Origin of the sequence: Nocardiopsis halotolerans DSM 44410 (assembly GCF_000341065.1) — a bacterium.
GTDB classification, from domain to species: Bacteria; Actinomycetota; Actinomycetes; order Streptosporangiales; family Streptosporangiaceae; genus Nocardiopsis; species Nocardiopsis halotolerans.
In genome coordinates this window covers 25672-44887 of record NZ_ANAX01000102.1, presented here as the reverse complement: position 1 = coordinate 44887, position 19216 = coordinate 25672, and the positions used below count along the sequence as shown (strand labels likewise).

Genomic DNA, 19216 nt, shown 5'->3' with positions numbered 1-19216 from the left:
CGAAGGGGAGCAGAGCACGATGCAGATCGGAATGATCGGTCTCGGCAAGATGGGCGGCAACATGGCCGCCCGCCTGCGGGAGAAGGGCCACGAGGTCGTCGGGTACGACGTCTCCTCCCAGGAGCGCGACGTCGACAGCCTGGCCGCGCTGGTCGAACGCCTGGAGGCCCCCCGGGTGGTCTGGGTGATGGTCCCCGCGGGCGATCCCACGTCCAGGACCATCAGCGAACTGGCCGAGCTCCTGGACGGGGGTGACCTCGTCATCGACGGCGGCAACTCCCACTACGCGGACGACCGCGTCCGCGCCGAGGAGCTGGAGGGCGAGGGAATCGGCTACCTCGACGCCGGTGTCAGCGGAGGTGTCTGGGGCCGCCAGAACGGCTACGGCATCATGGTCGGCGGTACGGCGGAGAACGTCGAGCGGGCCCGCCCGATCCTCGACTCCCTGACCCCCGACGAGGGCGGCGGCTTCGTCCACGCCGGCCGGGTCGGCGCCGGACACTTCGTGAAGATGGTCCACAACGGCATCGAGTACGGCATGATGCAGGCCTTCGGCGAGGGCTACGAGCTCATGGCCGCCTCCGGACTCGTGGACGACGTCCCCGGCACGTTCGAGAGCTGGCGTGAGGGCACCGTGGTGCGCTCCTGGCTGCTGGACCTGCTCTCGCGGGCCCTGGAGGAGGACCCCGACCTCTCGAAGCTGCGCGGCTACGCCGAGGACTCCGGAGAGGGCCGCTGGACCGTGCAGGCCGCCGTCGACCTCGCGGTCCCCGCCCCGGCGATCACCTCCTCCCTCTACGCGCGCTTCGCCTCCCGCCAGGACGACAGCCCGACCATGAAGGTCGTGGCCGCCCTGCGCCAGCAGTTCGGCGGACACGCCGTGCACTCCGTGCACCGCGCCGAGACCGCTGAGGACGCCTGAGGCGCCTTCCCCACCCCACTCCCCGGGGGACGGGTCCGTCACGGGCCCGTCCCCCGGGTTCACCCTTCCCCCGACCGTTGCCGCGCCACCGCCCCAGGAGGAAGGCCGGATGTACGTATCCCACCTGCAACTGGCCGACTTCAGGTCCTATGACCAGGCCCTGCTGGAGATGGGCCCCGGCGTGAGCGTGTTCGTCGGCGCCAACGGCCAGGGCAAGACCAACCTGGTCGAGGCGATCGGCTACGTGGCCACCCTCGGCAGCCACCGCGTCTCCTCCGACACCCCGCTGGTCCGCCAGGGCGCGCCCCGCGCGATCGTCCGGGCCAAGGTGGTACGCGACGAGCGCTCCATGGTGGTGGACCTGGAGCTCAACCCGGGAAAGGCCAACCGCGCCCGGATCAACCAGGCTCCCGCCGGTCGGCCGCGCGAGGTCCTGGGGATCCTGCGCACCGTGCTCTTCGCGCCCGAGGACCTGTCCCTGGTCAAGGGCGACCCCGGTGAGCGGCGCCGGTTCCTGGACGACCTCCTGGTGGCGCGCGCACCGCGGATGGCGGGCGTGCGAGCGGACTACGACCGGGTGCTCAAACAGCGCAACGCCCTGCTCAAGTCGGCCTCGGGCCGGATATTCAGGCAGCGCTCGATGCCCGACCTGAGCACCCTGGAGGTGTGGGACTCCCACCTGGCGGAGACGGGCGCGGAGCTGCTCACGGCGCGTCTGGAGCTGGTGGAGGAACTGCGTCCGCTGATCGCCGACGCCTACGCGGGTCTGACCGACTCCGGCGGCCCCGCGGTTCCCCACTACCGCTGCGGGGCGGTCCCGGAGGGGGTGGAGCCCCCGGCCGCCCGTCCACAGCTTGTGGAAACCCTGCGCGAGGCCATGGCGGAGGCGCGGGAGCGCGAACTCCAGCGCGGGGTCAGCCTGGTCGGCCCGCACCGCGACGACCTGGTCCTCCAGCTCGGCGGCCTGCCCGCCAAGGGCTACGCCAGCCAGGGCGAGTCCTGGTCCTACGCGCTCTCCCTCAAACTGGCCGCCTTCGAGCTGCTGCGGGCCGACGGCGACGACCCGGTGCTCATCCTGGACGACGTGTTCGCCGAACTCGACAGTGAGCGCCGCCGCAGACTGGCCGAGCGCGTGCGGGACGCCGAGCAGGTCCTGGTGACCGCCGCCGTGCCCGAGGACATCCCCGAGGAGCTGCACGGGGCGCGGTTCGGTGTGGGCGAGGGGAGCGTCCGGAGTGAGTGAGGGTTATCCACACCCTGTGGACGGCGGGCGCCGCGCGCCCGACCCGGGGCCGACGGCCCCGCCCGTTCCTCCGGCGCCGTCCGGGGCGGACCTCGCCCGCCAGGCGCTCGCACGCGCACGGGCCGAGGCCAGGGACCGGGGCGCGGCTCCCCGCGGCGCCCCGCGTTCCCGGCGGCGTGGCCGGTTGCGGTCACGCAACGAGCCCCAGATGTTCGGCGACGCCGTGCGCACGTGGCTGATCGAGCACGGGTGGCAGGAGCAGGTGGCCATCGGTGGCGTGTTCGGCCGCTGGCACGAGATCGTCGGTGAGTTCAACGCCCAGAGGCTGCGCCCGGAGAGTTATTCGGAGGGCGAACTCGTGGTCGTGGCGGATTCGGCGACGATGGCGACTCAGGCGCGGTCGATGGTGCGCGATCTCATGCGCCGCCTGAACCAGGAACTGGGTGACGGCACGGTCGTCTCCATCAAGGTTCGCGGACCCGGTTTCCGGCGCCGCTGAGGCGAGACCGCAGGGGACGCCGTACCGGTGCGCCGGGTCCCTCCCCGTCCACAGCCTGTGGATATCCGCAGGTGAACACCTTCTCCGCGCCGGGGAGGGGACGGTTCGCGGAAGGGGCGCCGACCGGCGGCGGAGCACTTCCGGTGGTCTCCTCGACTCGGGCGCCACTCAACCGCACCGGGACTTGCGCGGGGGGCGTCCCGCGTGTAGGGAGTCGTCTCCCTCCCCGAACGTTCGTTGTGAGGCGGCACAGGGCCGCCAATGCCACTTTGTCGTACCGCGCGGGGTATCATGGAGTCGGTTCTTCAGACGCCTGTAGCCGGTACCACGCCCCCAGAGAAGAGGGTGGGCGGACGGCCCCGTGGCGCACGGTGATCCCCCAGGTGTCGCGGCACGATGACCCTTCCGATCACCGAGTCACGGGTTGACCGTCTCCGCTCGGCCACGGTCGGCAGGCGTCCCCAGCAGGAGGGTGTACCCACTTGGCCTACGACGCTCGATCAATCACGGTTCTGGAGGGGCTTGAGGCAGTACGCAAGCGCCCCGGAATGTACATCGGTTCCACCGGGGAGCGGGGCCTGCACCACCTGGTCTACGAGGTGGTCGACAACTCGGTCGACGAGGCGCTCGCGGGACACGCCAGCGCCATCGAGGTGACGCTGTTGGCCGACGGCGGCGTGTGCGTGGCCGACAACGGCCGCGGCATCCCCACTGATCTCCATCCCGTCGAGAAACGCCCCGCCGTCGAGGTCGTCCTCACCACGCTGCACGCGGGCGGAAAGTTCGACGGCAAGTCCTACGCGGTCTCCGGCGGTCTGCACGGCGTCGGCGTCTCCGTCGTCAACGCGCTGTCCACCGCCCTGGACGTGGAGATCCGCCGCGACGGACACGTGTGGCGCCAGCACTACGAGATGACCAGGCCCACCGGAGACCTGGTCAGGGGCGAGGAGACCGACGAGACCGGCACCCAGATCACCTTCTGGCCGGACGGGAACATCTTCGAGACGACCTCGTTCACGTTCGAGACGCTCGCCCGCCGCATGCAGGAGATGGCCTTCCTCAACAAGGGGCTGTCCATCACCATCCGCGACGAGCGGCCCGAGCACACCGACGGCGGTCCGGAGGTCAACACCTTCCACTACGAGGGTGGGCTGTCCGACTACGTCCGGCACATCAACGCCAAGAAGGAGCCCGCGCACGCGTCGATCATCTCCTTCGAGGAGGACGGCGAGGGCCTCTCGGCCGAGATCGCGATGCAGTGGAACCAGTCCTACACGTCGTCCGTGCACACCTTCGCCAACACCATCAACACGGCTGAGGGCGGCACGCACGAGGAGGGCTTCCGCTCCGCGCTGACCACCCTGGTCAACCGGTACGCCCGCGAGCAGCGGCTGCTGCGGGAGAAGGACGACAACCTCACCGGTGACGACATCCGCGAGGGTCTGACCGCCATCATCTCGGTCAAGCTGGCCGACCCGCAGTTCGAGGGCCAGACCAAGACCAAGCTGGGCAACACCGAGGCCAAGTCCTTCGTCCAGAAGGTCACCAACGAGCACCTGCGCGACTGGTTCGAGCGCAACCCCGGCGAGGCCAAGGACATCGTGTCCAAGGCCAGCCAGGCGGCCCGCGCCCGTGTCGCGGCCCGCCAGGCGCGCGACCTCACCCGGCGCAAGACCCTGCTGGAGTCCACCTCCCTCCCCGGCAAGCTCTCCGACTGCCAGTCGACCAACCCGGAGGAGTGCGAGGTCTACATCGTCGAGGGTGACTCGGCGGGCGGCTCGGCCAAGGGTGGCCGCGACCCGCACCACCAGGCCATCCTGCCCATCCGGGGCAAGATCCTGAACGTCGAGAAGTCCCGGATCGACCGCATCCTCAAGAACGCCGAGGTCCAGGCGATCATCACCGCCCTGGGCACCGGTATCCACGAGGACTTCGACGCCAGCAAGCTGCGGTACCACAAGATCATCCTCATGGCCGACGCCGACGTCGACGGTCAGCACATCCGCACGCTGCTGCTCACCCTGCTCTTCCGCTTCATGAAGCCGTTGGTCGAGGCCGGGAACGTCTACCTGGCCCAGCCGCCGCTGTACAAGATCAAGTGGGACCAGCGCGGCAGCGACGCGGACTACGCCTTCTCGGACCCCGAGCGCGACCGCCTCATCGAGGCCGGGGTCGCCGCGGGGAAGAGGGACCCGCGCCCGCGCGACATGGTGCAGCGGTTCAAGGGTCTGGGCGAGATGAACGCCAGCGAGCTGTGGGACACCACGATGGACCCCGAACGGCGGGTGCTGCTCCAGGTCAGCCTGGAGGACGCCGCCCAGGCCGACGAGATGTTCAGCGTGCTCATGGGGGAGGACGTCGAGTCCCGGCGCTCCTTCATCCAGCGCAACGCCAAGGACGTCCGCTTCCTGGACATCTAGGGACCCCGCCCGTGTCCGGGGCGTGAGGCCCCGGACGGCGAACCAGCTCAGACAAGCTTCGTAGAAGGGATCGACATCCGTGACGGATGCGAACAACCCGGACGCCCCCGAGGGTTCTGAGGGACCGGACTCCGCGGTGGAGGCCCCCGCACGCCCGGCCGACCGGGTCGAACCGGTCGACATCCAGGTCGAGATGCAGCGCAGCTACCTCGACTACGCGATGTCGGTCATCGTCGGCCGCGCCCTGCCCGACGTGCGTGACGGACTCAAGCCGGTCCACCAGCGCGTGCTCTACGCGATGTACGACGGCGGATACCGTCCCGACCGGGGCTACTTCAAGTGCGCCCGCGTCGTCGGCGACGTCATGGGCAACTACCACCCGCACGGCGACAGCGCCATCTACGACACCCTGGTGCGTCTGGCCCAGTGGTGGTCCATGCGGATGCCGCTGGTCGACCCGAACGGCAACTTCGGCTCCCCGGGCAACGACCCGGCCGCCGCCATGCGCTACACCGAGTGCAAGCTCGCGCCGCTGGCCATGGAGATGCTCCGGGACATCGACAAGGAGACCGTCGACTTCCGGCCCAACTACGACGGCCGCTCCTCCGAGCCCGTCGTACTGCCCGCCCGCTTCCCGAACCTGCTGGTCAACGGCTCCTCGGGCATCGCGGTCGGCATGGCCACCAACATCCCGCCGCACAACCTGCGCGAGGTCGCCGACGGCGTCAACTGGTACCTCGACAACCCCGAGGCCGGGGACGAGGAGCTGCTCGACGCGCTCATCGCGCGGATCAAGGGACCGGACTTCCCCACCCGCGGGCTCATCGTCGGCAAGCGCGGCATCGAGGAGGCGTACCGGACCGGGCGCGGCTCCATCACCATGCGCGCCGTGGTCGAGGTCGAGGAGGACCGCCGGGGCCGGCAGACCCTGGTCATCACCGAGCTGCCCTACCAGGTCAACCCGGACAACCTCGCGCTCAAGATCGCCGACCTGGTCAAGGACGGCAAGATCAACGGTATCGCCGACGTGCGCGACGAGAGCAGCGGCCGTACCGGTCAGCGCCTGGTCATCGTGCTCAAGCGCGACGCCGTCGCCAAGGTCGTGCTGAACAACCTCTACAAGCACACCCAGCTCCAGGAGACCTTCGGCGCGAACATGCTCGCGCTGGTCGACGGGGTGCCGCGCACCCTGCGCCTGGACCAGATGATCCGGTACTGGGTCAAGCACCAGATCGAGGTCATCGTCCGCCGGACCCGGTACCTGCTGCGCAAGGCCGAGGAGCGGGCGCACATCCTGCGCGCCCTGCTGCGGGCCATGGACCGCATCGACGAGGTCATCAGCCTCATCCGGGCCAGCGCCTCCGCCGACGAGGCCCGCAGCGGCCTGATGGGCCTACTGGAGATCGACGACGTCCAGGCCCGCGCGATCCTCGACATGCAGCTGCGCAAGCTGGCCGCGCTGGAGCGCAACCAGCTCACCTCCGAGTACGACGAGCTCATGGCGCAGATCGCCGACTACAACGACATCCTCTCCTCGGACGTGCGCCAGCGCGCCATCATCCGCCAGGAGCTCGGCGAGCTCGTGGAGAAGTACGGGGACGAGCGGCGCACGCACATCATCCCCTTCGAGGGCGACATGCGTATGGAGGACTTCATCGCGGAGGAGGACGTGGTCGTCACGATCTCCCGCGGTGGGTACGCCAAGCGCACGCGCATCGACAACTACCGCGCGCAGAAGCGCGGCGGCAAGGGGGTGCGCGGGGCCCAGCTCAAGCAGGACGACATCGTCCAGCACTTCTTCGTCACCACCACCCACCACTGGATCCTGTGCTTCACCAACCAGGGCCGGGTGTACCGAACGAAGGCGTACGAGCTGCCGGAGGCCGCCCGCGACGCGCGCGGCCAGCACGTGGCGAACCTGCTCCCGTTCCAGCCGGGCGAGGAGATCGCGCAGATCATGGCGCTGCGCGACTACGAGGCCGCCCCGTACCTGGTGCTCGCCACCCGTGAGGGCCTGGTCAAGAAGTCCCGTCTGGAGGACTTCGACTCGGCGCGCTCTGCGGGCATCATCGCGATCAACCTCCGTGAGGGCGACGAGCTGATCGCCGCGCGGCTGGTCTTCCCCGACGACGACCTGCTGCTGATCTCCAGCGACGCCCAGGCGATCCGTTTCCCCGCCTCGGACGAGTCGCTGCGGCCGATGGGCCGTGCCACCAGCGGTGTGATCGGCATGCGGTTCCTGGAGGGGGACTACCTCCTGAGCATGGACGTCATCCGGCCCGACGACGGCTCCACGGACGTCCTGGTCACCACCGAGAACGGCTACGCCAAGCGCACCCCGTCCGAGCAGTACCCGGTGCAGAACCGGGGCGGCAAGGGCGTGCTGACGGCCAAGGTGGTCGAGGCCCGCGGCAAGCTGGTCGGTGCCCTGATGGTCGACCCCGAGGTCGACGAGGTCTTCGCGATCACGTCCGTGGGCGGGGTCATCCGCACCGGCGCCGACGAGGTCAAGCGGTCGGGACGCACGACCATGGGCGTCCGGCTGATGAACCTGGACAAGGGCAACAAGATCGTGGCCGTGGCACGCAACGCCGAGGCCGCCGAGGAGGAGGCCGTCGACACGGCCGAGGGCACGGTAGAGGCCGAAGGCAACCCAGAGGCCTAGAATTTGCGTTAGGCCCCATATGACCCGCGGGGTTCGTTTTGCGGACCCCGCGGGAAGCCGGTCGTGCCAATCACCCGTTCTCAACGAAAGTCCAGCGGTAACGTTTCTATGTCTGACAACCAGCGGAACACCACCACGAACGAATCCGACCCGGACGCGGCGAAGAGCGCCAAGGGCGGGGACGTGGAGACGGCCGAGAAGGACACGGGAGGGACGGGGGCCACCGTGACCACCGAGGCCGACGAGAAGGCCGAGAAGGCCGAGGAGACCGAGGAGGTCGCCTCGGCTGAGGAGTCGGAGAAGACCGAGGAGCCTGGGAAGGCCGAAGAGGCCGACAAGGCGTCCGACGAGGGGGACGAGGGTTCCGCCGAGAAGGCGGAGGGGAAGCCCGAGGCCTCCACCGCATCGGCCGAGACCGTGGCGGAGGACCGCGCCGAAGCGGGGGGAACGCCAGTGTCCGAAACGAAGACCTCGGGGCCCCAGGGCCCGAGCGCCGTGAAGGCGAGCCTGTCCAGCCGTAAGGCACACCTGACGGTCTCCCGAGTGGAGCCCTGGTCGGTGATGAAGTTCAGCTTCGTCGTCTCCCTGGTGTGCTTCATCATCCTGTTCGTGGCGATCGCGGTGATCTACGCGACGCTGTCGATGCTGGGCGTCTTCGACGAGCTCACCAACATGCTCACCGCGCTCCTGGAGGGCGACGGCACCGAGGACGAGCTCGGCCTGGACCCGGCGTCCTGGTTCTCTCCGGGACGGGTCCTGGGCTACACCGGTGTGGTCGGCGCGCTGAACATCGTGCTGATCACCGCGCTGTCCACCGTGGGCGCCATGGTGTACAACCTGGTCGCCGACCTGGTCGGCGGCGTCGACGTGACGCTGACCGAGGCCGAGTAGGACCGTGTGTGGGCCCGGTTCCCGCGGGGCCGGGCCCACACGTGTCCGTCCGGAGCACTCTCCCACGGGGGTAAAATGGGAGGTGAAGGGGCGCGCCAGGCGCGTCCCGCGCCGTGTCCTCCCGGGATCACCGGTTCGCCCCGGTCCTGCGGATGCGGTAGAGTTCCACACGGAACGAGGGCGTATAGCTCAGTCGGTTAGAGCGCATCCCTGATAAGGATGAGGCCCCAGGTTCAAGTCCTGGTACGCCCACCCAGTTTCACCTGGTCAGAGCCTTGCTTCTCCACTCGGAGAGCAGGGCTCTTCCTGTTGTGACCGTCATCTGACCGTGGAACCCCACGGCATCCCCTGTCCGAGCCTGTGCTCCCCCGGTACTGAGCGGTACCGACAGGACGCCAAGTCGACAACAGATCGCATCGCTATGTCGACTCGACTCTAGCCGACGCTCCCCCAGCAGGCAGAGGCACGCCCAGAAGCTCCAGGAGCTCCGCGGTAGCCACCCGGTAAGTCCCGCCGTAGCGGAGCAGCCGACAGGGAAACTCACCGCGTCTGGCGAGCTCGTAGGCCATCGTCCGACCCATGTGCAGCGCACGGGCAGCCGTCATCAGGTCCACTGCCGCTGGTAGGTCGTACAGCTCTCGGATCGTGAAGGCCTTGCTCTCCTCGGTCACTGCTCTCCCGCGCGTTGGTTTCGTCGTCAAGGGGAGTAAGCCTCTACAGCCACAGCTTGTGACATCGTCCGGGAGAGATACCTTTTCGGAGGATCAACGACCCGGTGGGACGGTATGCTCGCGTCGATCCGCTCGCAGGTCGTTCTTTCTTGGGTATGCGTCGGCCCCCGGTCATCGACCGGGGGCCGCGTGTGTGTTCATGGCGCGTCAGCGGCGGTGCGTCTCGGCGCTGGTGAGGAACGCTGCCCACTCGGTGAGTGAGAACCGCAGGTGTCCGAGGCCGGGGTTCTGCGAGTCGCGTACCGCGGCACCGCTGGGCACGTCGGCGACCTCGACGCAGTTGTTCCGATCGCCGCTGTAGCTACTCTTGCGCCAGTTCTGCGGGCTCTGCATCTCGGTCCTCTGACTCGGCTATGAGCTGTTCCAGGAAGTCAACGGACTCGGCGGCACTGAGGGCGGCGTTGCTGATCAGGCCGAACGCGACGTCGTACCGCTCGATTTCGTCCGGTTGCTCTAGGAACATGCTAGCGGCGTAGGTCTCCGCGTAAGCCAGAGAAGGATCCAGGGGGTGCGGGAAGTCCAGCAGGACGAACGAGCCGTTCATCCCGGCGTGGTGACCGGCTGAGAACGGGAGCACGTTGATGGTGATGTTGAGGCGCGCGGCCATGTGTACCAGGTGGCGAAGCTGGGCGCGCATCGCTTCGGGGTCACGGGTCGGGCGCCGGAGGGCGGCTTCGTCGATGATCGCCCAGTAGCGGGGAGGGTCGAAGCGGTTGAGGATGCTCTGCCGCTGGATTCTCGCGTCAACGTTGCGGCGCACCGCATCGCCATCGCGGACCTGCCCACCACGGAACACGCTCTCCGCGTAGTCCGGATGCTGGAGTAGGCCGGGGATCACCTGGCACTCATAGGTCCTGATCACCGATGCCTCGGCCTCGAAATCCGGAAGCGAGTCAGTGAACACGCCACGGTACGGCGCGCGGGACCACCAGCCGCGTTCCTTGGAGTCCTTCAGCAGTTGGTGAAGCTCGGACCGGGGCTCGGGGTCGGTCACGCCGTGCAGGTCGAGAAGTCTGTCGAGATCGGTGGCATTCAGGCGCCGCTCTGCGTTCTCGATCTTGGACAGCTTCGGGGAGCCCCAACCGAGGGCCTTCGCCGCTTCAGCCAGGGACTTTCCGGTCGCCTCCCGTGCCCTGCGCAACTCTGTGGCGAGTCGGCGTAGCCGGACGGTGGGGCTGTGGTCGCGTCGCATGTCCCGCAGTCTAGACACCTCGAATCATGGCAATTTCCAGTTTTCTGCTTGTGCAATGGCAAGTTCCGATACATCATGGCTGTACCTAAGGATGGCCACAGAGAGTGAACTGACATGACACTTTCGATGATCAACGCTACAGGGGAGCAACTTGCCCTAGAGGTGGATCAGGGATCCCGCCATGGCCACATGGCGCGGGTAGCGGACGTGGCGTCGTTCGGCGTTGGCTTGGTGCGTCAGTCGCGTTCCAGCGGGGCCATGTTCCGCTACGTGTGTCTGGTGCTGACGACCGTGCGGCTGACCGTCAACATCGACGTTCGGCGACGTCGGGCCCGCCGTGTGCGCCGCTATGCCAATCCGGGCCTCGCCTGGCCCTCCGCCGTCACCGGGCCCGTTCCGCTTGTCCGGCCCAGGGCGGCGGTGGCGTGATGGCACCCGAAACGGTCTGCGACATCCGCGAACTCGCTGACATGCACGCGCTGAGCGCGTGGGCCCACGATCACCGCACCAACGTGCGGTACCTCGGTTCCACGTTGGAGGGCGAACCGCTGTGGGGTGCCACCCAGGGACCCGTCACCCGCGTGGCTCGTGGACGCCAGCCAGACCCTCACCCGCTTCCCCTCGTGTGGGAGTCCCCCCTCGAACACCTGGAGACCAGTGGTGAGTGACCCCTACGATTCCGCTTTCGACGCCCCCGAGCCTGAGCCAACCGAAGTGCCGATCCCGTCCACCCTCGCGGACGCGGTCGGACTGGCCTTGATCGCGCCTCCCAGACCCGTGACCGACGGCGACGTCGTCGCCCAACTCCAGGTCGTCATCCGCGCGGCCATGGGTTGACCCGCAGGCCCGGAACGTTCCCCGGCTTCGGAGACGGTTCCCGGCCGCGCATGCGGCCCGGTGACGCTCTCGTCCCAGTGCACGGGAGCGTCACCACCCAGAGTTTCGCGCCCGCCCCAAGGCACCTGGACAGGAGCACGGTCATGGACGGCGCAACCCCATGTACCAGCCCGCAAGGGCACGACTACATCCCGGACCAGCCCCCGGTCCGCCACGGCCGTACCGCTACGGCCACCTGCAAGTACTGCAAGGACACGATCACCGCGACGCGGTGACCACCTCTTCCCCTTGGAGGACGTTCCCATGGCACCTGACCGCCCGCCGATACTCCTGCTCGGCACGTCGGAACGTGTGGGATCCAACTGGACTCTGGACGTTCTGCGACACGCGACGATCCAACACAACGAGCCCCTCCGGCAACAGTTGGGGTCGGAACATCCCTACTCACCCCTGTCCCTCGCTTCGAGCGATCACACGAGCGCGTCGCTCTCCCCGATCGCGGTGCACTGGTTGAAGGCGTTCGTACGAGGCAAGCACCAGGGCGGGCCGCACGTGATCAAGGAGACCAACCTCTACTTCGCGAACGACAGGTTCCTGCGTCTCTTCCCCGAGTCACCAGTGCTCGTGCTTTCCCGCTCCCCGTTGGGAGTGGCCAGCTCGTTCGTTCGCGGAGACCTGTGGCGGCGATGGGGGTACGGCGATACCTACCGCCGAGTCGTCGCCATGGCCCACGACCTGGCACGCAACCAGTGGGCCCGACTCGTTCCCGATGACAGCCCTGGCGCGCCTGTCGCTCTGACCCGCCTGATCGCTTTGAACGCGGGCTTGCTCGCGGAGGCCCTGTCCGGACGCGAACACGCACATGTTTCCTACGAATCCGCCGTGCTCGATCGAGACGCCGCCATGGGTCCGACCATGCGCCTCGTGCCCGAAGCCAGGCGAACGGTGTTCCCCGGATCCGAAGCCGACCAACCCGTGGTGGACGGCACCTTCGCCACCAACCGCACCAAGCACGAACTGGTCGTGGGCCTGAGCCCAGGTGACGTCGAACTCGTCAACGCCGAGACCGAACGTAACGCGGCCCTGTTGCGTGACTTGTTGACACCGTCAGCCGCCGACCTCGCCACCCGCTGGCTGGCAGGGGCGGACCGTTACCGACGCACAGACCCTCCCACCCGCGGCTTCAGGAGTTCGCGGGCACCCGCTTCGCTGCTGGCCCCTCCGCCGAGCCCTACCTACGTCGCGGCCACGCCGGGCGAGCTCCGGTGGCGCAACGTCCTGGTGACGAACGCCGAGATGTGCGTTCTGCTCAACGGCCTTGCCGCGGCCGGGATGGACAACACGGTCGACGGTGTACGCCTCCTGACAATCGTCATGCCGCACGAACGCGGCGGCCGACTGCATCACGCCAAGGAAGGATGGCGTGTCAGTCCTGGCTTCGAGCACCACCCCGTCTACTGGGTCACCTGGATCGGCGCGGCTGCCTACGCCCTCTCCGAAGGGGCACGATTGCCCACCCGGGCGGAGATGGAAGACCTCACCGAAGGAGTGCAGGCGAGCAACGCCGCTTACTCGGTGGGAGACGTGACCCCGGTCGCCGAGCCCGGCTCCGGGGCGGACGCGGTGCACCACCGGGTCGGCAATCTCCAGGTCTGGTGTGACGACGGCCCGCGGAACGAACCGTCGTGGGCACCGGTGACGCGCTATCTCCACGGGGCGGCGTGGAACACTCCGAGCACCCGGGAGGAGGTGAGCCGTCCTCGTTCCCGACACCTGCTCGGAGCCTCACGCGGGGTCGGTATCCGCCTGGTCCGCGACTGGACGACCGGATCGGGTCTCCCGCTGGAGGAGATCGCGGATCGCCTGCGCACATGGACGGAGGATCTCGACCGGACCGACCGCTCCCTGAGCGAACACGACCAGCAGGTGATCAGCGTCCTGTCACAGGCCGATCGCTGACTTCGGCCCCATGTAGGAACCGGCTCCGGGGAACCCGTCCTCGACCAACCGGACGAAACGCTCGCTGAATCCGAGGTGGGGTAGATCCCCCGTCTTCACGAATTCCACCCCTCGAATCGGACGCGAGTCGAGCCCTTCCGTTATTTCACCCAGGGATCCACCCAGACGGCGAACCTCAAAGGTGATGTGCACGACGTGCAAACCCTTTTCCGGGACGATGTGGTCACACAGGTACAACAGGCGCCCCACCTGAACCTCGACGCCGGTCTCCTCACGCATCTCGCGCACCAGGGCGTCGCCGAGCTGCTCGCCCTCCTCGACTCGCCCACCAGGCAGGCTCCACCTGCGAGGACCGTCGGTGTCCTGGTCCAGGAGCAGTACTTTCCCGTCCTCCACGAGGAGGCCCGTCACTCGTGTATCCATACCAGCACACTAGCGAACGGAATGGAACCATGAAGCTGGTCGATAACCACGGTCGAACCGATGTCGTGATCGCTGCCGGTGGTCTGGGAACACGGAGAGAGAAATGGTCCCGCTATCTCCCCAAGGAGTTCTACCCGGTGCGGGGCATTCCGGGGATCGTTCACGTCCTGGACGAGATCGCCCGAATGGGGCGCGTGCGGGCCGCGATGGTCCACCATCCCTACTACGAGCGCTTCATCCTCGCCTGGGCCAGCCGGGCTCTGATCGACTCCCAGGAGTACGCTCGAGCGGCTGAACGGCCCCTTCCCCGTGGTCCACGCTGGCCCGACCTCGACCTGAGGTTCACGGCGCAGCGAGGCCCGTACAGCGACATCACCTCGGTCCTCAACGCTGACGCCATGCTTGGCCACCCCCACGAGCTCTATGTCGCCTACGCAGACAACCTCTATCCCGAAGACGCCCCGTTGTTGAGGCTGCGTGATGCGGACGGAGGTACGTCGGTGATCGCGCGTCCGTACAACCGAGTGGAGGCGCCGAGCCGAGGGGTGATCGTCTGCGACCGCGGGCTCATGGTGGATCTGGTGGAGAAACCGGACGAGTCCACGGCACGTGGTCTCGAACGCGAGCACGGTCCGGACGCGCTCGTACTGCTGGAGGGACGGGCTCGTACCGACCGCTCCTTTCTCGACTTCCTGTGGTCGTACCGTCCCGACCACGCTATGGAACCGAAACTGTCTCTGGCCCTGTCGGTCTACGCACGCACCCATCCAGTCCGTGTGTGCCCCGTCAGCTCACCTGTGACCGACCTCGGAGCCCCAGCGCCGTGAGAGCGTGGCCAGGGCCCGTGGTACGTGTCTCGTGCTGGTACGCCAGAGCCTCCATCACATCCCGGAACGAAACAACGGGCGTCATTGCCAGCAGCCGGAGATAGCCAAGGGCTGGTTCTTCGTCATCGGCCCCATGGGCGTCTGGCTTTGAGCGGACCAATGCGGGCCTACTCCGCCTCACAGGGAAGGAAGTGGGGGTTAACGCCATATTCAGGACGTCGGCAACCCTTGGGAGCGGTGACGCAGGCGGATTTGCCGACGTGGTTTGCCGATTCTGTCGGAAAACCACTGTGACCAGTGCCGGTGCCCTTGCCGACGGGTGGAGGAACAGAGTGGTACGGGGTTGGCCCATGGTGGTACGCGTGCACGGTCAGCCTGGTGCACCCATGGATACGACCACGCAGTAGTACGGTTCGACGGCCAGGCGTGGGGCGTTCTTCGAACGCCGAGTGTTCCTGGCCGTACAGGCATGGCCGGAGAGTCTGCCCGGGGTGTATCACCTCTTCTGTGACCTGGTCCGCTTGGACCACGTCACCGGAGCGGATCCGGATCGCTCTCGCCGGGGCTTTGGCCCCGTTGCTGTCTGAGCCTGCGTCAGTCGACTCCCGGGGCTGGAACGCTTGAACGGTCATCTCGCTGCGCCCTGACCGGGTGGCCTCCTGTCCGCAGTCCCGCGGAGAGTAGGCACCAAGACTCGAACACCCTCGGCAGGGTTGACATAATGGTTCGAACAAGGGTTGACCCTATGGTTGACCGGGCGCTACAGGCACCACTACAGGAACGGGTTCAACCTTTCCGAGGTCGCGGGAAACGTCAAAGCCTGACGCAGTATGGGATGGGGCGTTGTCGGCAAATCCCGACATCTTCTCTCTTGCCTCATGTAAGAGAGAAGCTTCTTCGTCCCTATGGATTCTTCCTTTCACAGATCCGCCTGCATCATGCTCTCACCCTTTATGAACTTGATGCTTCCCAGGCCACGATGACCTACCTTCCACGCAACCTCCACATGACCTGCGGTGTTGCTACGAAGGTATGACACCACCGACGATCAGGCCGATCAACAGAGCAACTACCTTGGTCAAACGTCCCTTCGGAAGAGCAACACCCTTCGTCGTTCCCGCGTCAGCTGCCGGTCATCTCGTACCTGCGCAGCCCCGTGCTCCAGAGCGTGAGACCCACTGCGAGCACCGCGGCGGCCGCCACTGGCGACCACAGCACCTCGTCCCTCTCTCCGAAGAGGAGGTAGCGTGCGGGGAAGTACGCGGTGAAGGCGAACGGGAGCACCCAGACCAGGGCCCGGCGCAGCACCGGTCCGTAGAGTTCCAGCGGATAACCGGAGAACTCGGATATCTGGTTGGCGCCGTGCATGACCGGATGGCTCGTCGTAGTCCAGAACGCCAGTGAGGCGGTCACCAACTTCACTCCTGTGAAGACCAGCGCCCCGCAGAGCACGAGAAGCGGTCCGGTGACCGCCGCCTCGGCCAGAGGCACCCCCAGGCCGACCCGGCTCCCGGCGTAGACGACCAGGACCAGACCGAGCAGGATCTCCCCCAGGGCGTCGGGCCAGAAGAAACGTTCGGCGATCACCAGGAAAAGGGGGCGCACCGGGCGGATCATGAATCGGAAGAGGTCACCCGTCCGGACGAGGAACCCGCCCACCATCCACAGGTTGTCCGTGAAAAGCTTGTCCATTCCCCGGGCCAGGATCGCGAAGCCCAGAAGGAACAGGACCTGCTCGTAATCCCATCCGTGCACAGACGGCACAAGCGAGAAGATGATGTGGACCAGGGCGACCTGCACGCCGACCCGCAGTAGGAAACCGACCAGTCCGATCATGAAGTCGGCCCGGTACTCCACCAGCCTGTGCAAGCTCACACCGCACAGGAACCAGGCAAGACCGACGTACCTCATCCGCCCTGCACCTCGATCTTGGCCAGTGCCCACCGCCACGCCACGGTGCACAGCACCACCATGATGACCGCCCACATCCACTGCTGTCCCAGAATCGCCAGAGCTCCCCAACCGCCCTCGTGCCGCCCCATCAAGAGGTTGACGGGACCGTAGACCATGCTCTGGAAGGGGAGTGCGGAGGCCACCGCGGCAAGCCAGTCGGGCATCAGGTCCACCGGCACGAGAGCGCCGGAGAACAGGGAAACGACACCCCCCACGACGATGCCGACACCCCAAGTGTTGACGGTTAGCAGGGCCGCAGTGCCGATCAACATCTCGATGCAGAAGGCGATGACCAGCGAGGAGAGAGCCGCAGTGATGAACAGGAACACGCCCTTGAGGGCCGGCGGTTCCACCGGAAACATCAGGGAGAAGAACAGGACCACCGGTACCCCCACGAGGACCGTGTTGGCGAACGCCACGGGAAGTGCGAGGGCGAACCGGCTGATCGGATAGCTCACCGGCCGTACCAGCGCGACCGCGATGGAACCCCGTGCGATGTCGTTGCTGATCTCGGCGCTCACCCGGGTCGCCTGCATGGTGGTGAGCAGCTGCGCGGCGATGACGTACGTGGTGATGCCGCGCTCGTTGAAGCCGGCCGTCTCGAAGCCAGAGGACTGGCTGAATACCGCACGCCACAGGAAGATCATGACGGCCATCGTCGTTGCGGTGGTGGCGAGGTTGGTGAACAGCAGCATGCGGTACCTGATCAGGGTCTGCAAACCGGCCCCGGCAAAGGGCAGGTAGCGTCCCAAGGTTGTCATACGGCACCGGTCCCGGCACCGTAGATCTCGCGGACGACGCTCTCGAGATCCGGCTCCGGTGCGTAGCAGTCCGTGACCTCGAAATGCTCCAGGAGGATGGACAGGACCTCCCGTGACCCGAAAGCCGCCGACGGGTAGTCGACCCTGAACCTTCCGTCCTCCATCACCGATGCCGCAGACCCCGGCAGGACGGAGCGCACCCGGGTGAGTGTCTCTTCCTCCCCCAAGCCTTCTTGATGACCGAAGAGGACCGACCTGGACGTGGCCGTACCAGCCAGCTCCCGTACGGTTCCACGGTGGATGACCCGGCCGCGGTCCACCACCAGAACGCGGTCGCAGATGGCGGTGATGTCACCGATGTCGTGGCTGGTGAGCAGGACGGTGGTCCCGAGTTCACGGTTGGCGTGGGTGATGAGCTCGCGGACGGACTCCTTCAGGCGCAGGTCCAGTCCCACGGTGGGCTCGTCCCAGAAGACGACCCTGGGGTCGTGCAGGAGGCTTGCCGCGATCTCCGCCCTCATGCGCTGCCCCAGGCTCAGCTGTCGGACGGGGGTCGTACCGAGCGCGTCGATGTCGAGCATTTCCCGGTACAGGCGGAGATTGCGCTGGTAGACCGAGTCAGGGATCCGGTAGAGGCGCCTGAGGATGCGGAAGGAATCGGGGACAGAGAGGTCCCACCAAAGCTGGCTGCGCTGGCCGAAGACCACCCCCATGTCCAGGGCTGCGCGCCGCCGGTTCAGGTAGGGCTCCCTGCCATTGACCAGGCAGCGGCCCGACGTCGGGGTCATAATGCCGGTGAGCATTTTGACGGTGGTGGACTTGCCCGCCCCGTTGGCGCCGATGTAGGCGGTCCTCGCCCCCTCCTCCAGTTCGAACGACACCGCGTCCACCGCGCGTACGCTCTTGTAGGAGCGGTTGAAAAGTGTCGCCAGCCCGCCGCGCAGACCGGTTCCGCGCTCATAGCTGCGGAACTCCTTGACCAGCGACTCAGCGCGAATCATCGTTTCCCCTCTGGTCCCCGACACGGAAGGGCCAGTTCGCCGGGTCGGGGCCGTGCGCCGCAATGAGGGCCAGGACCACGCGTTCGAGCCCGAAGCCGACGCAGGAGGTGTGTACCGGGGCGCCTTCAGGTCCCCGGATGCTGAACGAGGAGGTGAAGTGGTCCTTGTGGTGGTTGGAGGAACCGAGGGCTTGCACCCGCCCCCCACCGGTGTCGGCGTGGAACTCCCACTTGAGTCGCTGCTCCCGTTGGGACGCCTTGAGCAACCGCTTCCCGGGACCGAAGAAGGGGTCGGAGGCGGCTTCGACGGTGTGCCGGATGCCCAGGCCGGTCAGCCAGTCTCGAACCCGTTCCAGGGAGCTTTCCCGTAGTTCGACGCAGGTCTTGGGCTCGGCCACGAACACCGCCTCCCGCTGGCGGAAGCTGAGTAGCCGTCCGTGTTCGGTCGTGGACTCGTCGCGGAAGCACGGGCTCTCGGTGGTGAAGGCCGAAGGGGAGGCCACTTCCCGGCCGCTGAGCATGGTGTAGACGTGGTGGCAGGCGGCTGGGACGAGGACTAGGCCGCTGGCCCGCCCTCTCCCGCTGTCCCCGCCAGAGGCCGGCACCCCCTCCTCCGCGATCCCCTCACCCGGTCGGGCCGCTCCCACTTCGGCCAGCAGGTGCGGGAAGGAGTCCGCGTACCCGGCGCGAACCGGGGCGGAGCGGGAGATGACGGGCGGTCCCCAGAAGACGGAGGGCCGGTAGGGGGCGAAGGCGTCGGCGAGGCCCTCCCGCAGGACGTCGACCACCTGTTCGTGGAGTCCGGTCAGCAGTCGCACCCCTGGTTCCGGGGTGCTGACGGAGAACCGGGATAGATCTGCGTTGAGGGCCCCTGCCGGAGAGCCATCCAAGGA

19 protein-coding genes and 1 tRNA gene are annotated in these 19216 nt (G+C 67.4%); 12 read left to right on the top strand and 8 right to left on the bottom strand.

Annotated elements, in window-relative coordinates:
* The first annotated feature begins 19 nt into the window (after positions 1-19).
* From gnd to D455_RS0108090, 7 genes are all read left to right on the top strand, one after another.
* Entirely contained in the window at positions 20-922 is a 903-nt protein-coding gene (gene gnd, locus D455_RS0108120; RefSeq protein ID WP_017570245.1) for a phosphogluconate dehydrogenase (NAD(+)-dependent, decarboxylating), read from the top strand.
* Between the two features lie 109 nt (positions 923-1031).
* Complete coding sequence (gene recF, locus D455_RS0108115; RefSeq protein WP_017570244.1) at positions 1032-2165, top strand: DNA replication/repair protein RecF; 1134 nt, start codon at positions 1032-1034, stop codon at positions 2163-2165.
* A gap of 16 nt (positions 2166-2181) precedes the next feature.
* Positions 2182-2664: a DUF721 domain-containing protein gene (locus tag D455_RS32625; RefSeq protein WP_083922173.1), complete on the top strand. Its 483-nt coding sequence runs from the start codon at positions 2182-2184 to the stop codon at positions 2662-2664.
* 482 nt (positions 2665-3146) lie between these two features.
* A complete protein-coding gene (gyrB, locus tag D455_RS0108105) occupies positions 3147-5084 on the top strand; it encodes a DNA topoisomerase (ATP-hydrolyzing) subunit B (protein ID WP_083922172.1) in 1938 nt (645 codons plus the stop codon).
* A 79-nt stretch (positions 5085-5163) separates the two neighbouring features.
* Positions 5164-7749 (top strand): DNA gyrase subunit A, encoded by a 2586-nt coding sequence (gyrA, locus tag D455_RS0108100; protein WP_017570241.1) that lies wholly within the window; start codon positions 5164-5166, stop codon positions 7747-7749.
* 108 nt (positions 7750-7857) lie between these two features.
* Positions 7858-8640 carry a DUF3566 domain-containing protein gene (locus tag D455_RS0108095; RefSeq protein ID WP_017570240.1) on the top strand — a complete coding sequence of 261 codons (783 nt, stop codon included), beginning with the start codon at positions 7858-7860 and terminating at the stop codon, positions 8638-8640.
* A gap of 178 nt (positions 8641-8818) precedes the next feature.
* A tRNA-Ile gene (locus D455_RS0108090) sits at positions 8819-8892 on the top strand.
* A 167-nt stretch (positions 8893-9059) separates the two neighbouring features.
* Here the strand turns inward: D455_RS0108090 and D455_RS29690 are convergent.
* From D455_RS29690 to D455_RS0108075, 3 genes are all read right to left on the bottom strand, one after another.
* Entirely contained in the window at positions 9060-9311 is a 252-nt protein-coding gene (locus tag D455_RS29690; RefSeq protein ID WP_017570239.1) for a helix-turn-helix domain-containing protein, read from the bottom strand.
* A 207-nt stretch (positions 9312-9518) separates the two neighbouring features.
* Complete coding sequence (locus D455_RS0108080; RefSeq protein WP_017570238.1) at positions 9519-9704, bottom strand: DUF397 domain-containing protein; 186 nt, start codon at positions 9702-9704, stop codon at positions 9519-9521.
* Positions 9673-10563 carry a helix-turn-helix domain-containing protein gene (locus D455_RS0108075; RefSeq protein ID WP_017570237.1) on the bottom strand — a complete coding sequence of 297 codons (891 nt, stop codon included), beginning with the start codon at positions 10561-10563 and terminating at the stop codon, positions 9673-9675. The genes D455_RS0108080 and D455_RS0108075 overlap by 32 nt, the downstream gene beginning before the upstream one ends.
* Positions 10564-10677: 114 nt before the next feature.
* Here D455_RS0108075 and D455_RS0108070 point away from each other — a divergent pair, with 114 nt between their 5' ends.
* The 4 genes from D455_RS0108070 (at position 10678) to D455_RS0108050 (ending at position 13359) form a co-directional block, all read left to right on the top strand.
* Complete coding sequence (locus D455_RS0108070) at positions 10678-10992, top strand: hypothetical protein (RefSeq protein ID WP_026122431.1); 315 nt, start codon at positions 10678-10680, stop codon at positions 10990-10992.
* Positions 10992-11231, top strand: coding sequence for a hypothetical protein (locus D455_RS0108065; protein ID WP_017570235.1), 240 nt, complete (start codon positions 10992-10994; stop codon positions 11229-11231). The genes D455_RS0108070 and D455_RS0108065 overlap by 1 nt, the downstream gene beginning before the upstream one ends.
* Positions 11224-11400, top strand: a complete 177-nt coding sequence (locus D455_RS34130) for a hypothetical protein (protein ID WP_017570234.1) — start codon at positions 11224-11226, stop codon at positions 11398-11400. The genes D455_RS0108065 and D455_RS34130 overlap by 8 nt, the downstream gene beginning before the upstream one ends.
* Positions 11401-11688: 288 nt before the next feature.
* On the top strand, positions 11689-13359 hold the full coding sequence (locus tag D455_RS0108050; protein ID WP_241480204.1) for an SUMF1/EgtB/PvdO family nonheme iron enzyme: 1671 nt from the start codon (positions 11689-11691) through the stop codon (positions 13357-13359).
* Here the strand turns inward: D455_RS0108050 and D455_RS0108045 are convergent.
* Positions 13342-13770, bottom strand: coding sequence for an NUDIX domain-containing protein (locus D455_RS0108045; protein ID WP_017570231.1), 429 nt, complete (start codon positions 13768-13770; stop codon positions 13342-13344). The two genes, D455_RS0108050 and D455_RS0108045, sit on opposite strands and share 18 nt — an antisense overlap.
* A gap of 41 nt (positions 13771-13811) precedes the next feature.
* Between D455_RS0108045 and D455_RS0108040 the strand changes: the two genes are divergently transcribed.
* A complete protein-coding gene (locus D455_RS0108040; RefSeq protein ID WP_241480203.1) occupies positions 13812-14609 on the top strand; it encodes a transcriptional regulator in 798 nt (265 codons plus the stop codon).
* A 1122-nt stretch (positions 14610-15731) separates the two neighbouring features.
* Here D455_RS0108040 and D455_RS0108035 read toward each other — a convergent pair.
* The 4 genes from D455_RS0108035 to D455_RS29685 all read right to left on the bottom strand — a co-directional run bounded on the left by D455_RS0108035 (position 15732) and on the right by D455_RS29685 (position 19141).
* Complete coding sequence (locus tag D455_RS0108035) at positions 15732-16484, bottom strand: ABC transporter permease (RefSeq protein WP_241480202.1); 753 nt, start codon at positions 16482-16484, stop codon at positions 15732-15734.
* Between the two features lie 32 nt (positions 16485-16516).
* The gene (locus tag D455_RS0108030; protein WP_051064597.1) at positions 16517-17257 is read right to left on the bottom strand and encodes an ABC transporter permease; all 741 of its coding nucleotides are present in this window, start codon (positions 17255-17257) and stop codon (positions 16517-16519) included.
* A gap of 62 nt (positions 17258-17319) precedes the next feature.
* Positions 17320-18324 (bottom strand): ABC transporter ATP-binding protein, encoded by a 1005-nt coding sequence (locus D455_RS0108025; RefSeq protein ID WP_017570227.1) that lies wholly within the window; start codon positions 18322-18324, stop codon positions 17320-17322.
* The gene (locus D455_RS29685; protein WP_017570226.1) at positions 18311-19141 is read right to left on the bottom strand and encodes an aminoacyl--tRNA ligase-related protein; all 831 of its coding nucleotides are present in this window, start codon (positions 19139-19141) and stop codon (positions 18311-18313) included. The genes D455_RS0108025 and D455_RS29685 overlap by 14 nt, the downstream gene beginning before the upstream one ends.
* Positions 19142-19216 lie beyond the last annotated feature (75 nt).

Excerpts from the sequence above, each read along its gene's own strand:
- D455_RS0108070 (WP_026122431.1), top strand. The coding sequence starts at position 10,678 with ATGACACTTTCGATGATCAACGCTACAGGGGAGCAACTTGCCCTAGAG.
- D455_RS0108095 (WP_017570240.1), top strand. The coding sequence starts at position 7,858 with ATGTCTGACAACCAGCGGAACACCACCACGAACGAATCCGACCCGGAC.
- D455_RS0108040 (WP_241480203.1), top strand. The coding sequence starts at position 13,812 with ATGAAGCTGGTCGATAACCACGGTCGAACCGATGTCGTGATCGCTGCC.
- D455_RS0108075 (WP_017570237.1), bottom strand. The coding sequence starts at position 10,563 with ATGCGACGCGACCACAGCCCCACCGTCCGGCTACGCCGACTCGCCACA.
- D455_RS0108030 (WP_051064597.1), bottom strand. The coding sequence starts at position 17,257 with ATGCTGCTGTTCACCAACCTCGCCACCACCGCAACGACGATGGCCGTC.
- D455_RS0108025 (WP_017570227.1), bottom strand. The coding sequence starts at position 18,324 with ATGATTCGCGCTGAGTCGCTGGTCAAGGAGTTCCGCAGCTATGAGCGC.
- D455_RS0108080 (WP_017570238.1), bottom strand. The coding sequence starts at position 9,704 with ATGCAGAGCCCGCAGAACTGGCGCAAGAGTAGCTACAGCGGCGATCGG.
- gnd (WP_017570245.1), top strand. The coding sequence starts at position 20 with ATGCAGATCGGAATGATCGGTCTCGGCAAGATGGGCGGCAACATGGCC.
- D455_RS0108065 (WP_017570235.1), top strand. The coding sequence starts at position 10,992 with ATGGCACCCGAAACGGTCTGCGACATCCGCGAACTCGCTGACATGCAC.
- recF (WP_017570244.1), top strand. The coding sequence starts at position 1,032 with ATGTACGTATCCCACCTGCAACTGGCCGACTTCAGGTCCTATGACCAG.